Origin of the sequence: Actinophytocola sp., from assembly GCF_049647105.1 — a bacterium.
Taxonomy (GTDB): Bacteria; Actinomycetota; Actinomycetes; order Mycobacteriales; family Pseudonocardiaceae; genus Actinophytocola.
Genome location: NZ_JBARWZ010000237.1, coordinates 1 through 14,140, shown reverse-complemented (window position 1 = coordinate 14,140; position 14,140 = coordinate 1). Strand labels below are relative to the sequence as shown.

Here is a 14,140-nt window from a genome sequence, read left to right as displayed (position 1 = left end):
GATCCGCCACAACCCCACTCATAGCACGTGATCAAAACAGGGCCACCAGACCAGATCACCCAGCCACGCCGCACACCCCGGAAAACCCCACCACAACACCAAGATCAACTTACGCTACGTGGCATTGGGCCAAGGGCACGCCGTACACCTGGGAGAACCGGCACTGGTACACCGGATCGTTCCTGTGGTGGGGCAACATCGCCTACAGCCGAGCCGACGTCCCAGGCCCCAACGTGGACACCGGCTGGAGCCTGAAGTTCTTCGAGTAACGACCCACCCGGCCACAGGAAGGCGAACTGTTCGCGGAGAGTGCCCAGCGCCCATACTGGCGGCGGCCTCACCTTGACCACGGCCTCCCGGACCTCCCGGCCGTCGACGAGCACCACCCGCCAGACAGTGGCACCGGCACGCGACAACGCGGGATGGGTCGGACTGCGCACCCCATCGAGACGATCCGCAGGCTTCGAGACCCAACCTTCGCGGTTGGCGCGGAAGAGTAGCCCCGGACCGGCGATGGGAACCCAACCGTGCGGAGCGCCGTCAGACCTGCGTCTCGAGGAGGTAACGTGCCCGAATCGCTGGAGCACCGCAAGGCCGGGTCGCTGGCGGTGCCGCGTCAGAGTGTCGACAGGATGTCCCGTGCCGTGGCGGACGGCGACGTCGCCCTCGACCGGGACGTCGCGCCCGACGTGCTCCGGCTGCTGGCCGAGATCAGCCAGGATGTCGAGGAACTCGTCAGCGAGTCGGTCAGTCTGGACCGGGTGCCGAAGCTGGGGAACAACTTCGTGGCCGGCGTGCTGGACCGGCGGGCACGTCTGGCCGCCGTCGCAGGCGACGGGCTCGGCGGGGCGAACAAGGTCTTCGAGGACTTCCAGCAGATCATGCACGAGTACGAAACGTCGGTCGGTGCCGCCGTCCGCGGGATCACCGCCGCCGACGACCACGCCGCCGAGGCGCTGCACGCGTTGCACCGCGAAAAGGACCGGGACGACCTCGGCCGGTCACGATGACCAGGGAACGATCCGGCGACCACCGGGTCCGGGAGTGGCCGCCGACGCCCTACCCGCCCCGTGAGCGCAACCCGCAGGGGGACGACCTGCTCGACCCGATCGACTGGATGACGTTCTCCCATCGCGACCTGCATCTGATGGCCACCACGAGGTTGCACGTGGAGACCGCGCGCGAACTGTCCGGCGAATGGTCGCGGGTCGGACGGAAACTGGACGCGATCGCCGACAAGCTGATCCGGTTGAACAAGCTCATGCGCGTTGCGTGGGAGGGGGGCGCGGCGGAGGTCGCACGGCAGACCGGCGAGCAGCTGTCCACCTGGGCCGACGAGACCGGCCGCGCCGCGCGCGGCGTGGCGGACTACCTCGACCGCCACGCGAGCAACGCCGAGTGGGCCAGCCGGGAGATGCCGGAACCCGACGGTGACCGCGAGCTTGGCTGGCTGCCGAACTGGCGCCGGGACGACCCTGACGACGGTGGCTCTGACGCCGGCCCGGTGGGCCAGAAGCCCACTGTCAACGGCGGCGGGCCAGCGCCGTCGTCGGCCGGCCAGATCGACTTCGACGCCGCACGGTTCCTGGTCGAGGACGAGGGCGAGGCGCGGGAACGACGTCAACACAAGCATCGGCGGGCCGCTGAGATCATGACGCGGATGCAGGCCAACGCCGTCGAGATCTTCGGCACGGTCCCCCGGTTCACCAAACCAGCGGTGTCCGGGCGGCAAGGCATCGGTCATGGCGGCAACGTCAGCCCGGATGTGCGCACCGCCGACGAGCACCCGTTCGGTGCGACGGCCGCGGCTGGTCACCCGGGGTCGAGCGGCGTCGGCACTGCCGGCGGAGGGCCGGAAACAGCGGCGCCCGGCGCCCGCTCGCCGGGCAGCGGGCTGGAAAGGCCGGCGTCAGGGATTCCCGTCGGCGGCATGACCGGCGGCAGCCCCGGCAGCGGCGGTCTGGACGGTGGCCGCGTACGTGGCCAGGTCGGACTCGGAGCGGTTCCGCTCGGCGGCCCCGCGGCGGTGGGCGGCACCGACAGGCGGGGCGGTCCGGTCGGCATGGTCTCGCCACGTGCCCCACGTGGGGTCGGCAACGACAAACGCCGGGCCCGCGCACTGGTGGGCGGCGACGCCTCCATTTTCGAACCGGACGAAGACCCCGCGCCGGAGATCGCGGTCACGGGCGACGCCGAGTACGACGAGATGTCGCGCTCGCCGGTGGATGAGCCGCTACGGCCGATCAGCCTCGCCAGGCTGCCCGGCAACTGGGTGAGACGGGGGGCGTAGTAAACCGCATGAGGCAGGGACCGGTCGAGGAGTTCGCGCTGCATGTCGGCGAGTTCTTCCTGTTGTGGATGGCGCATCACGAGCCGGGCGAGATGCCGACGCTGCTCGAGATCGAGCCTGTCGGCCGTTCGCGGACAGCCAGGCGGGAATACGCGGCCGCGGCGAGCGAGGCGTTGACCGAACGGGGACTTGGCACCATCGACGAGCCGGTCGACGATGTGCGCGACCTCCTGCACACACTGGCGCACGCCGAGATCCGGTTCGAGTTCACCACGCGCACCGCCGACGTCACGACGAGCATCGCTGGTGCCGTGCACGGTGCGCGGGCCGTCATGGCAATGCGGTCGGACACCGCGCTCCAGCTGCGGAGACAGGAGGTCGCGGGCCTCGTCGAGACGATGGCCGGCCTACTGCCGCAGGAGCGGGCCGGTGAAGGCCCTTCGGCGAACGTCACGATGGACGACTTCACGCGGGCGTGCGACGCAGGCGCGGACAAGGGGACGTGGGGTTTCGGGGATGTGCTGCGGCGATCCGGCGTGCATCCCAGCACCATCCCGACGATCATGAATGCGGTCGGTGATCGGCACGGCGGCGGCACACTGTCGGTCATGCGACGTGTCGGCGCCGGGCGGTGGCAACGGGCACCGCTGCGTCTGACCTGGGTGGACACCGCCAGCGGCCGCTACAGCCTTCGCCAGGACGCCGAGTGGGCCACCATCACGCCGGCGACCAGCGCGCGGATGGCCACACTCGTCGCCGACGTGTTCAACCAGGTGATCGGCTCACAGAGCGAAGGACCCTTCACTTTCTGACCCGCGCGGGACTGGCCAGTCCCGGCATGGACAACGGTCAGCCGCATCCCGGCGCGTGGGCGGGATGCGGCTGACCGGGCTTACCAGCCGCGCGACTGGCCGGTCCCGTCGCCTCCGTCGATGTCGATCGTGTCCGGGACGCCGTCACCGTCACGGTCGTTGGGGCCCGTCGGCGCCGGCGTGGGAGTTACCGGATCGTCGTCGTACTGGGGCTGCCCCTGGTAGGCGTCACCGGGCCGGCACCCGTCGTCTTGCGGGCCCTCGTACGGCTCGTTCGGGATGTTGGGATCCGTGTTGAACGGACCTTCCTCGCCGATGTCCTCGATGTCGTCGCGGTTGGTGGGCCGGAGCGCGTTGCCGGCCGACTCGCCGTTTCCGCCACGTTTGAGGCCGTTGAGGTCAACGTGTTCCTTCAGCCCCGCCAGGACCGACTCGTTGTCGAACTCGACACCCCAGTAGGTCTTGGCGGTTTCCGCCATGCGGATACCGGCCTCGTGGTAGCGCGCGCAGGTGGTCTGCAGGAACCCGAGGAGGGCGTCGCGAATGTCTTTCGTTTCGATGTCGCCGGTCGTGACGACGTAGTTCATGCCCATGAGGTCGTTGTCGGCCACGTCAGTCTCAATGGCGCGGGTGATGACCCTTTCGTACTGGGCGGCCGCCTCGAAACACCATCCCGCAAGCTCCTCGACTGAAGCCGGGTCCACGTCGAAACCACCGGACGGCGCTCCGGACGTGTCGCCCGGCGTGCCCTTTCCGGTGAAGTCGTACAACTCGAGGTACGCGTTGTTCTTGATGCCTGCGATCTCACCCTGGACAGCCTGGACCTTCCCTGTCCACGTTTCCTCGCGGGACTGCGCGGTCTCCTTGAGCAGGTCGAGCTGGTTCTGGAGCGACACGACGACGTCCTCGATCTCGTTCGCCGGGACTGTCGTCGGGTCCTCGGCCTCCAGGTACTCCCCGGCCATGAGCGCGATGTCGGCAGCGACCCCGATGGGCCCGGCGGCGAAGCCAACCACCATGACGCCAACGTTCACCCCCAGCACGGTGTCCGCGTTCGTCGAGGCCGCTTCCTCCTCCTTGAGGGCGGCGATGGCGGTCTGGAGGTAGTGCAGGACGTTGTTCCGCACGTATTCGACGATATTGGATCGGCCGGTGTAGAGGTTGACCAGGCGACCCGCGATGTTCCCCTGGTTGTCCATCGTGTCCTGGACATACACCCCGAAGTGGTTCTTGACGTTCTCCGCGGAGGTGCCACTCCACGCCATGTATTCCGCGGCCAGTCCGCAACGACTGTTGATGTCGTCGACCAGTGTCGGCAGCTCGCCACGGTCACCGGGAGCGCCCGTCGAACCGCCGAGCAACCGCGTTGCCGTCAGTAAACCATCGCGCGCGAGGTCGATGTTGGTCAGGTTCTGCGTGTGGTATTCCGCGATACGCCCATCGACATCTTCCCGAACGTCCTTGGCCCACCCCGCGGTGCTGTCTTTGAACGAATTCCGCGCGCGGTTGTAGTCGTCGATCTGCGCGCCTTCCGGCAACTCCTTGTAGCCTTCGGGAGTCCACGTCGCATAGCCACGCTCGTAGTCGTCCCACATCCGATCCTTCAGCGCGCTCTCGAAGTCGTCGAGTGCACCCTTGACGTCGTAGTAGTACTTGTCCGGGTCGGGATGGTTCAACGTTGCCCTCGACATGGTCATCCTTCGAAGAGTGTGGTGTGAGGTCGTCACCTTGTGACGCACCTACCGCTGCCCCAGTTCCCCACCGCGACGTCGTACCGCTGCCGCCGGTCCCCTGCCCCAGGCCCGATACTCGTCGGCCAGCACCGGGTCCACTTCCGGCACGGCAACCTTGCGCACCGTGACAGCGACCACGAAGCCACCCATTCACGTGATGGTGTGAGACAGACGTTCCTCCGGCCGGGTGGTTCCGCTTCGGGTGAAGCCGGATGTGCACCATGCTGGTGACCGAGTGACGCCATGCGACCGGCGTCACCGCCGCGGGGTCCAGTGATCCGACATCGGGTGTCGTAGCACTGGTACGGCCACGCTGAGCTGGGCGGGCGGTTCGACGAGGCGAAAGGGGTGTCGCGTGGCTGAGCCGTGGGCGCAGTCGTACAAGAACCTTCCCTCGACCAATCGAGCCATTCTGCGTGGGCTCGCTGTCCTTGAACTGCGCTCAATCTCGGGAACGGATCTCCCTGCTGTCTGTGGCGGTGACCACCGAGTGGTCGGCGCGGACCTGAACGACTTGGTCAAGGACGGCTGGCTCGTCGCCACCGGCACCGACGAATGGCAGGTACCCGCCGGACCAGGTCGGTGGCTCTCTCACCTGGGGCAACGCATCGATCCCTCCCACGCGCTCGACCACATCAACCGATTCGCCGAACACGTGCTCGAGCTTCTGGCCGTTCAGGATGAACAGCCCGTGCCGGTCGACCGGCACCATGGGGACGCCATTGTCGCGACAGTGCGTGCTGCGGGACGGCACCGGCAGGTCGCGCTGGCCGCCACGCTCGCCGACACGACCTGGCAGAAGTTGGCACCGACGGTCGTCCAGCGGTGGTGGCATGCGCTCGCCGACGCCGGCGAGACTGTCGCGATCGAGGCCCGCGAGCCTTCCTGGCTGGTTGATCTCCTCCATGGAAGCGGTGTTGCCTTCGCGCGTGCGGGAGACACCTTCATCGCCGATCGGCAGTGGCGACGTGCCTTCGTGCTCACCGACCAAATCGGGGATCGCGAGCGGTCTGCGGTGTTTCTCGAAATGATCGGCGTGTTACGCCGCACGAGCGGGTCGTTCGGCCGGGCCCTCACGGTTTTTCACGAGCTTGTCAGGCTTCGTGAGGACCTGGAAGACCAGCTCGGTCTCGCCGGCGCGCTGACCGAGTTGGCCACGACGATGATGCAGGCTGACCGGATGGTGGAAGCCAGGCACTATCTGGACCGGGCGAACGAGGCTCTGCCAGTCGGCGACGACCTGCCTCCGCAAGCCCGGAAGCGGCATGCGAAGACCTTGATGAAGATCGGACGCGGCTGGGACCAGCAGGCCGCACCCGCGGTGGCGATGTCGTGCTACAGCCGAGCGCTCGCGGAGCTGATCGACCTCGACGACGAGACAGCCGCGCGGGCGCGCGCATCACTCGCCGCCGCCGCGGCCGCCCGGTCAGTGACCGAGCCACTACCCGCGGAGGAAGTTCAGCAGAGCGCCGAGAAGCTGGATGAGGGCGACAGCGGTCTGCAGCGGCCCGACGGCCTGCTTCTGTGAAGCGTTGGGACGAGTTCTACACCGACGGCAGGCGAGTCGGTGGCAACGATGGGGACGTTTGAACGGGGACATCGGACTACTTTCCTCGTGTAGCGGGTCAATCGGTGTCGACCCGGTGGCGTGTGCCTACTTGTCGAACACTGTGCGGTCGCGCCGGTACGGCAGGCGGTCGAACATGCCGATCGCAGTGACCACGTCCGGTACTTCGCGAACGACTTGTTGGTTCTTCTTCCTGGTCAACCGGTTGCGGTCCAGCTTCCGCACGAGGTGGGCCTGTTCCAGCCGCTTGACGAGCGTGTGCACCTGGCGAACGCTCAAGCCACTGAGCTTCACCGCGAGCTCGGTGTTGAACACCGGGTTGCCGATGAGCGCGTCGACCAACCGGGCGAGTCCGTCGTTGCGCTGGTTGAGCGTGTTCAGCTGTTCGTCCCGAATCTCTTCCAGCCGGTAGACGAGCTCGATCTGGCTTTCGCAGAGTTCGCGGATGCCCTCGGCGCAGAAGGTCACCCAGGAATCGAAGTCACCTCGATCGACCACGGCACGGATCTGCCGCCGGTACTCCTCGTTGGCGCGAGAGAACCACAATGAGGGCGCCAACGTCTGGTCCCGCAGAGCCCCGCCGCGGATGCATCCCAGCGGGATCAACAGCCGGGAGAGATGGCCGGTGTGGGCAACTGGCTGAAGCACCGCAAGCTGGTAGTGCCCCAGTGACAACTGCACCACCAGGGGAAGGTCGGAGTCGGCGTCCAGCCAGGTGACGCACTCGGCGACACCGGCGTGTAGTTCGGGGCCCGAGGGCGTGGACAGTAGAAACGCGTCCTGTTCTCGTGGCCCTCCGAGCCAGGCTGGTCCGGTCCGCCAGGGGATCTCGTCGATGAGGTCGGCGTCATCGTCCGACTCGAGCAGCGGGACGTTCGCGAGGAAACGCGCGGTCCGGCTCAGCAGTGTCGTGCCAAGATGCGCGCCGTGCCGAACCTGGTCCGCGGCGTCATCATCAGCTCGGCGAAGCCGCAGGACGCGGGGATCTATCCCTGTCTCCAGGTCCGCATCGGGCAGATCCATCGCCATGATCTCCGGCAGCGCGACGAACAGATCGTCGAGATCCAGCGATGCACCAGCCTCGCGCAGCTGAGTCACCCGGACCAGCGCGTGCCGGTTCGGCAACCTCGCCGCTGCCTCGTCCAACCGGCCAAGTGCGTGCTGTGCTTCCGCGGCCGCGCGGTAGGTCCGACGTTCAAGCCGGATGTCCTCACGCAACGGCGCCGGGCGAAACGCGCCCTCGGCAAGAATGTGAGACGGCAGCTTTTCGCTTTTCCCGACGGGAAGCCAATGCCCGGAAACTCCGGGTCGATGGGTGTTCACGGGCAGAGACTGGAGCACACCTCCACCTCCCCACAACTCTTCATTCCCTGCCGTTCAAGATCAAATGCACGTGCAGCCGCAAGCAGCGAACAGAAGAGTGGAGCGATAGGCCATTCGAGTTACCTTCACCACAGTAATCCCAGGTCAGGGCAGGAGTTCCCGCGCGGCGGAACATCACGCAGCGTGCGAGCTCCGCAAGGAAGATGGATCCCCGTAGCCGGATCGAGGGGCCCCGATAGACGGAACATCGACAATAGTCGACACGTTCGGCCGAACGTGTTCATCACATCGAGTGATCCGGAAAATGGACACCAACAGGCCCAGGTTGACGCTTTCCGTTCACCGCGAACGAACCGTTTGGCTCCCAGTCCAATCGTTCCTGGGCGCACTCGTGTCCTACAAGCCTTGAGCGCGCACGGGGCGTCACATCGAGGCGCACGGCCCACCGGCGTCTCACGCTCGAGGGCGTGCCAACCCGCGGCGGCCTGTCGGAAGCCGAGTACCGGGGGTGAGTACGAGGCCTACGAGCGACCTCATATGATCACATGTGTTCACAGCGAATCACAGACACTCCAACGGGAAAATCCAACCAAAACCATGCGCAGTAATGCCCTGACGCAGCACCGGACCGAGCCATTGCGGATCTCTCTGCTCGGGCCGGTACGGGCCTGGGGAAACGACGGCGAACTCGAGCTTGGTTCCCACCAGCGCAAGGCCGTGCTTGCGGTGCTCGCCATGCGGGCGAACCAGCTGGTCACCAAGGGCGAACTGGTGGACGCGATCTGGGGCGAAGCCGCGCCTGCGAGCGCGTACGGCGGCATCCACACGCACATCTCCGCACTGCGCAAGCGGTTGGAGCCGCAGTGGTCACGGCGGTCGACGGGTCAGGTGCTCGTGTCCTCGGGCACCGGCTACCAGCTGCGGCTCGGCGGCAGCCAGCTCGATGTCGAACGCTTCGGGGACCTGTGCGAGCTGGCCGGGGAACGCCGCGCGGCGCGGGACGTGGCGGGCGAGCTCACCGCGCTCGACTCGGCACTGGAACTCTGGCAGGGCAAGGCGCTCGACGGGGTCACCGGCCCGCACGCGAGCAGGCAGCGGTTCCGGCTCACCGACCTGCGGCTCAGCACGATCGAGCGGCGGGCGCGGCTGATGCTCGACATCGGCGCGCACCACGTCGTCATCGACGAGCTGGACCGGTTGTGCCAGGCGCATCCGCTGCGGGAGGTGCCGCACTCGCTGCTGATGCACGCGCTGTACCTGGACGGGCGACGGCAGGACGCGATCGACGTCTTCCACCGGCTGCGCGCGGCGACGGTCGAGCGCCTCGGCACCGAGCCGGGCCCCTGCCCGAGCGGCATGCACGACGAGATCCTCCGCGACGACCCGGCGCTGCGGTGGACCCGCGACGAACCGAGGGGCCCCGCGCGGCCGATCCCCCTGCTCGCCCGGCCCAGGCCGGGGCGCAGACCCGGTTTTACCGGGCGGGCGACGCAGGTGGCCGTCCTCCGGTCGGCGGTGTCCGACGTCGCGGCGGGCACCGGCGGGGTGGTCTGGGTCGACGGGGCGCACGGGACCGGCAAGTCCGCGCTGCTCGCCGAGGGCCTCACCGACACCCCGGGCTGCCGGCTCGCCTGGAGCGTGGCCGACGAACTGGGGCAGCTCGTTCCCCTCTACATCCTCCTGGACGCGCTCGACGTCACGGCCCTGTCGCCGGACCCGCGCAGGGCCGGGCTGGCCGCCATGCTGCGTGTGCTGGACCTCGACCGGTTCGCCCCGGGTGCGGAGGCCAGGGTCGAGCGCGCGATCGACGGTGTGGTCTCGCTGGTGCGGGGGCTGTGTGCGGATGGGCCGCTGATCCTGGTCCTCGACCAGCTCCAGTGGGCCGACCCGATGAGCCTGCTCGTCCTGCGGTGTCTGCTGCCGGAGACCGCCGACCTGCCACTGCTGCTGGTGATCGCGTCCCGACCCGCACCGCAGCGGCCCGGGCTGGCACGCGTGCGGGCGGCACTCGCCGGGACCCGCGCCGCGACCGTCACACTGGGGCCGCCGCCATCGGCCGGCCGGTGACCGGTGAGCTCCGGGTCGAGCTGCTCGGCGATCCGCGTGCCTGGCTCGGTGCCGACCAGGTCGCGCTCGGGCCCGCGCGGCAGCGAGCGGTTTTCTCCGTGCTGGTGAGCCAGGCCGGGCGGCTGGTCCCGCGCCGGGAACTGATCGAAGGCGTCTGGGGCACCTCGCCGCCCGCGAGCGCGGAGGGCAGCGTGCACACCTATGTCTCCGGGCTGCGCCGCGCGCTGGAACCGGACCGGCCTCGGTGGTCACCCGGCACGGTGCTGGTGTCGGAAACGGACGGCTACCGGCTGCGCCTGCGCGCGGATCACCTTGACCTGCATGCCTTTCAGACGCTCCAGTCACGGGCGGAGGCACTGGCGCGGGACGGCGACCACCGCGGCGCGGTCGAGCAGCTCGACGCCGCGCTCGCGCTCTGGCGGGGTGCGGCCTACACCGGGGTTCCCGGCCCGTTCGCCGAGCGGCACCGCGCCCGGCTGGCCGAGCGGCGGCAGACCGCCGTCGAGCAGCGGGTCCGTTCCCGCCTCGAACTCGGCGAGCACGCGGAGCTCGTCGTCGAGCTCGTGGAGATGGTCGGCGAGCGGCCGCTGCGCGAGCAGGCGTGGGCGCTGCTGATCACCGCGCTGCACCGCAGCGGGCGGCACGCGGAGGCGCTCGACGTCGTCGGGCGGCTGCGTGCCTACTTCCGCCGTGAACTCGGCGCCGAGCCCGGCCCCGCGATCCAGCGGCTGCACGAACGGTTGCTGGCCGACACCCCCGCCCACGCCGCGCCCGTGCCACGTGAGCACGCGCGGGAGGGCGGGCTGCTCTTGGTGTTCCCGGCTGCCGCCGCGCCTGCCGGGTCGCGGGCGCCGGACGAGCGGGATGTCGAACGGCTGCGCGGACACCTCGACGCGGCGCTGGCCGGGCGGGGGCGCGCGGTGCTGATCGAGGGCGAGCCGGGGACGGGGAAGTCCGCGCTGCTCACCGCTGCGCTCACCGGCGGGGGCGAACCGGGCCACCACGTCGCCTGGGCCGTCGCCGACCGGCGGCGCCCGTTCCTCCGGGTGGTCGGCGGCGCGCTCGGCGCGGACCCGGCCGAGGCCACGAGGAACGGTCTGCTCGCACGGGTCGAGGCCCTGTGCGCCACCGCGCCGCTGGCGCTGGTGGTCGAGGACCTGCATCTCGCCGACGACGACGGCCTCGTCCTGTGGCATCAGCTGACCGCGGCGACCAGGCTGCTGCCGTTGCTGCTGGCCGCCACGTGCGTGCCGGCCGGACGCCGCGGCACGTTCGCGATGCTGCGCGACGGCGTGCTGGCCCGCGACGGCGAGGCCATCCGGCTCGGCCCGGTCCGCTGAGGGTGGATCCGGGCAAGGTTTGACGGACTTTCGGGCAAGAGTCCGCCGCCACGCACACCGGGACCCACGCGCGTTGGCAGCATTCACGGGGCAAAGCCAGGCAAGACGGGGGTGACATCAGCACGATGGCTGACCGGTTCGAGTTCACGCTGGGCAGCGTCGAGGCGGCCGTGGTGGGCAGGGCGCTGAACGCCGACGTACGCCGGTTCCCACTGCGGATCCGCAACACCACCGTCGACCCGGTCCGGTACACCAAGCTCGCCATCCTGGTGCGCGACGAGCTGGCAGAGCGCGGGCTGTCGTCGGCCGACCAGCTGCACCCGTCGGTTCGGACCGCGATGGAGCTGTTCAACGCACACCAGGTCTCGGTGTCGGTGACCGGGTGGAACGCCAAGCAGGAGGACCTCGCCATGGTGGCGATGTCCGACGGCGCTCAGGCGCTCGCGGTCACCCAGGCGCCGAAGTCGGACACGCTGTGTTTCTCGCTGTTCGCCGACGAGGACCTGGTGTCCACGATCGCGGGCTTCCTGCCGGGCACGCGGGCCACCCCGGAACGCACGTTCACCGTCGAGCACCGCCCCGCCCCCGCCATGTCCGCGATGGCACAGCTGCGCCGGGCCGAGGCCGAGGAGACCGACGCCTTCCGCAACGTCGACGTCGTCGGGCAGATCGCGGCGGAGCCGAAGCGCCGCCCACAACCGAAGAACGACACCGAACGGCTCGCCGAGATGATGTCCGGCGAGCGGCTCGGCAGCGGGTTCCTCGCCGCCACCGGGCGACGGCGCACCGGCGAACTCCGGTCCGCGCCACCGGTGGGCTGGGTGGACACCGGCCAGGGCCGGTACCTGGTCGAGACCACCACGGCGGCGAACGGCGCCACGGTGGCCACCTTCCGGCCCTCGGGTGCCACCGAGCTCGCCACCACCATCCGGCACGTCATCTCCAGCGTCTACTAAGGACATTCCGTTGCCCAACACAGAAGAGTCCGAGCCACTCGGGGCCGTCGCGCCGATGCGGCTGTCCTCGGCCGTGCCCGCGGAACCACACATGGTGGCGCGGCTGTCCGGCACGCAGCTGAAGGCGATGGCCACCAGCGGCGGCTTCTCGGTCGACGACACCACCGGGAACCGCATGATCCACGCGCTGGAGGCGGCGCTCGAGACCCTCGAGACCCGCTGGGCGGACCTGGAGAAGCTCCAGCACGACCCGCCGATGAGCGAGTCCCCCGCCGCGCGCTGGGTGGGCAGGCACATGGTCGACACCGCATCGGACGCAGAAGGACTGCTCACCCAGCTGCGGACGGCCCGCAGGGAGATCCCCGTCTACGTGGCAGCGATCCAGCTCGCGAAGCGCACCTACCGGGAGACCGAGACCGGGGTCCGAGGGCGGCTTCACGGGATCCGCCGCGAAATCGACCCAGGAGAGGTGTGACGATGGCCAAGACAATGGACCACGTTCTGGCGGTCTCCGATCCTGGCCGTCCCGGCTACGACCCGGCCAGCCCGTACTACGACGTCACCGCGGACTCCTCGTCCACGTTCTTCGTCGGCCCGATCGCAGGCGACCACAAGTCCGGCGACGAGCTCCGCGCCGAGGCGATCGCCGCGATCGAGGAGGTGACCGGCCCGCGCGGCGGCTTCCTCGACCTGTTGTTCGGCCCGGTGAAGAACACGTTCACCCAGGCCGTCTACCAGGCCAAGTTGGAGGACGCTCGGCAGCGGCTCACCGGGAACGTCGAGCTGCGCGCACCTGGCGAGCCGCCGAAGACGATGTGGGAGAACGCCTCCCACGAGCAGATGGTCGAGGTCATCAGCTCCAACGCCGACTCCTCGGTGGTCGCGGTGACCAGCGAGGAATGGGTGCGGCTCGGCAACGACCTTTCCGACCACCAGGAGTCGTTCGGCACGGCGATCAACAGCAGCCTCGGCGACTGGGCGGGCACCTCGGGCGACGCGGCGCGCAGGCACTTGGCCCAGGTGGCGACCTGGCTCGGCAGCACCGCGGAGGGCGCCGTGCTCACCGGGCGCCAGCAGGAGATCCACTCGCAGGCGCTCGGCGAGACGCAACGCGTGATGGCCGACAACCCGCCGGTGCCGTTCTCCGCGCCGGAGGCCAACGCCCGGCTCGCGACGATCACCGACCCGGCCCAGTACGCCATGCGGTTCCAGACCGAGCTGGACACGTTCAACCAGCAGCAGGCGGCACGGGGCCAGGCCGCCGCGGTGATGCGGCGATTCGACGAGACCATCGGCGGCGCGGCCACCACCCCCAGGTTCACCGCGCCACCGAGCCTGCTCAGGGCGACGCGGGCGTCGGCCCCGCTCATGGGCACGACGACCGAGCCGGGTTTGGTCCGCCGCGACAGCGCGCAGGCCGTCGCCACCACGCTCGACGAGACCGCGCTGGTGGCCAGGAACATGCCCGAGGGGACCACACTGGCCGGTGACGGGACGCTCCCCAGTTCCCTGCCCGCCGCCACCCTTCCCGGCCCCGGCGGTCAGGGCACGCCGTCATTCCCCCCGGCGCCCTCGATCCCCCAGACCCCTGGCTTCGCCCCCGCCGCGTTCACGACACCGAGCGGCGTCAACGCACCACCCGGCTTCATGACACCGGCGTCGTTCACGCCACCCAACGCACCTGACGTCCTCCACACGCCGACCTCCCCGAGCGGCGGCAACCTGCCGGGCAACACCACCACCACGCCGTCGACGTTCACCAGGCCGACCGTGCCGTCCGGCCCGTTCGGCCAGGAGGCGGAACCGACCACCAGGATCGCCTCCCCGCCTCGGCACCGGCCGACGACACAGCGCCCGCCGGGCCAGCTCCCCGGCGGTGTCCCCCCGATCACCGGCGGGGCGCCGGGTGGCGGCGGGCCGGGAGTGAGCCGGTTCGGCGGACCGGGCTCAATTCCCGGCGGCGGGCCGGGTGGCGGTGCGCCGGGCGGGCGCGGCTTCGGCCCGATTGGTGGCGTCGGCGGTGGCGTCGGCGGTGGCGCGGCGAGCGGTGCC

The 14,140-nt window shown here is 69.6% G+C and carries 12 protein-coding genes; 9 read left to right on the top strand and 3 right to left on the bottom strand.

Going from position 1 to position 14,140, the window contains the following annotated elements; all coding sequences use genetic code 11:
• Positions 1 to 566 precede the first annotated feature (566 nt).
• From WBA97_RS28395 to WBA97_RS28385, 3 genes are read left to right on the top strand one after another with little or no spacing between them, the layout of a single operon-like run.
• Positions 567 to 1,010: a hypothetical protein gene (locus WBA97_RS28395; protein ID WP_424234010.1), complete on the top strand. Its 444-nt coding sequence runs from the start codon at positions 567 to 569 to the stop codon at positions 1,008 to 1,010.
• Entirely contained in the window at positions 1,007 to 2,290 is a 1,284-nt protein-coding gene (locus tag WBA97_RS28390) for a hypothetical protein (protein ID WP_424234009.1), read from the top strand. The genes WBA97_RS28395 and WBA97_RS28390 overlap by 4 nt, the downstream gene beginning before the upstream one ends.
• Before the next feature lie 8 nt (positions 2,291 to 2,298).
• Positions 2,299 to 3,102: an ESX secretion-associated protein EspG gene (locus WBA97_RS28385; RefSeq protein ID WP_424234008.1), complete on the top strand. Its 804-nt coding sequence runs from the start codon at positions 2,299 to 2,301 to the stop codon at positions 3,100 to 3,102.
• Between the two features lie 80 nt (positions 3,103 to 3,182).
• Here WBA97_RS28385 and WBA97_RS28380 read toward each other — a convergent pair whose 3' ends face one another.
• Both WBA97_RS28380 and WBA97_RS28375 read right to left on the bottom strand, forming a co-directional pair.
• Positions 3,183 to 4,793 (bottom strand): hypothetical protein, encoded by a 1,611-nt coding sequence (locus tag WBA97_RS28380; protein ID WP_424234007.1) that lies wholly within the window; start codon positions 4,791 to 4,793, stop codon positions 3,183 to 3,185.
• 48 nt (positions 4,794 to 4,841) lie between these two features.
• The gene (locus WBA97_RS28375) at positions 4,842 to 4,985 is read right to left on the bottom strand and encodes a hypothetical protein (RefSeq protein WP_424234006.1); all 144 of its coding nucleotides are present in this window, start codon (positions 4,983 to 4,985) and stop codon (positions 4,842 to 4,844) included.
• 205 nt (positions 4,986 to 5,190) lie between these two features.
• Between WBA97_RS28375 and WBA97_RS28370 the strand changes: the two genes are divergently transcribed.
• Positions 5,191 to 6,363, top strand: a complete 1,173-nt coding sequence (locus WBA97_RS28370) for a tetratricopeptide repeat protein (protein WP_424234005.1) — start codon at positions 5,191 to 5,193, stop codon at positions 6,361 to 6,363.
• A gap of 126 nt (positions 6,364 to 6,489) precedes the next feature.
• Here WBA97_RS28370 and WBA97_RS28365 read toward each other — a convergent pair whose 3' ends face one another.
• On the bottom strand, positions 6,490 to 7,743 hold the full coding sequence (locus tag WBA97_RS28365) for a Fic family protein (RefSeq protein WP_424234004.1): 1,254 nt from the start codon (positions 7,741 to 7,743) through the stop codon (positions 6,490 to 6,492).
• A gap of 579 nt (positions 7,744 to 8,322) precedes the next feature.
• Between WBA97_RS28365 and WBA97_RS28360 the strand changes: the two genes are divergently transcribed.
• The 5 genes from WBA97_RS28360 to WBA97_RS28340 all read left to right on the top strand — a co-directional run.
• Positions 8,323 to 9,792 carry a BTAD domain-containing putative transcriptional regulator gene (locus WBA97_RS28360; protein ID WP_424234003.1) on the top strand — a complete coding sequence of 490 codons (1,470 nt, stop codon included), beginning with the start codon at positions 8,323 to 8,325 and terminating at the stop codon, positions 9,790 to 9,792.
• Positions 9,789 to 11,132: a BTAD domain-containing putative transcriptional regulator gene (locus WBA97_RS28355; protein ID WP_424234002.1), complete on the top strand. Its 1,344-nt coding sequence runs from the start codon at positions 9,789 to 9,791 to the stop codon at positions 11,130 to 11,132. The genes WBA97_RS28360 and WBA97_RS28355 overlap by 4 nt, the downstream gene beginning before the upstream one ends.
• 125 nt (positions 11,133 to 11,257) lie before the next feature.
• Positions 11,258 to 12,088: an ESX secretion-associated protein EspG gene (locus WBA97_RS28350; RefSeq protein WP_424234001.1), complete on the top strand. Its 831-nt coding sequence runs from the start codon at positions 11,258 to 11,260 to the stop codon at positions 12,086 to 12,088.
• A 10-nt stretch (positions 12,089 to 12,098) separates the two neighbouring features.
• Positions 12,099 to 12,563, top strand: coding sequence for a hypothetical protein (locus WBA97_RS28345; RefSeq protein ID WP_424234000.1), 465 nt, complete (start codon positions 12,099 to 12,101; stop codon positions 12,561 to 12,563).
• A 2-nt stretch (positions 12,564 to 12,565) separates the two neighbouring features.
• Positions 12,566 to 14,140: PPE domain-containing protein (locus WBA97_RS28340; RefSeq protein ID WP_424233999.1), on the top strand; the 1,575-nt coding region annotated here is incomplete at its 3' end.

Coding starts and splice junctions, on each gene's coding strand:
- WBA97_RS28390 (WP_424234009.1), top strand. CDS start 1,007: ATGACCAGGGAACGATCCGGCGACCACCGGGTCCGGGAGTGGCCGCCG.
- WBA97_RS28385 (WP_424234008.1), top strand. CDS start 2,299: ATGAGGCAGGGACCGGTCGAGGAGTTCGCGCTGCATGTCGGCGAGTTC.
- WBA97_RS28380 (WP_424234007.1), bottom strand. CDS start 4,793: ATGTCGAGGGCAACGTTGAACCATCCCGACCCGGACAAGTACTACTAC.
- WBA97_RS28375 (WP_424234006.1), bottom strand. CDS start 4,985: ATGGGTGGCTTCGTGGTCGCTGTCACGGTGCGCAAGGTTGCCGTGCCG.
- WBA97_RS28360 (WP_424234003.1), top strand. CDS start 8,323: ATGCGCAGTAATGCCCTGACGCAGCACCGGACCGAGCCATTGCGGATC.
- WBA97_RS28350 (WP_424234001.1), top strand. CDS start 11,258: ATGGCTGACCGGTTCGAGTTCACGCTGGGCAGCGTCGAGGCGGCCGTG.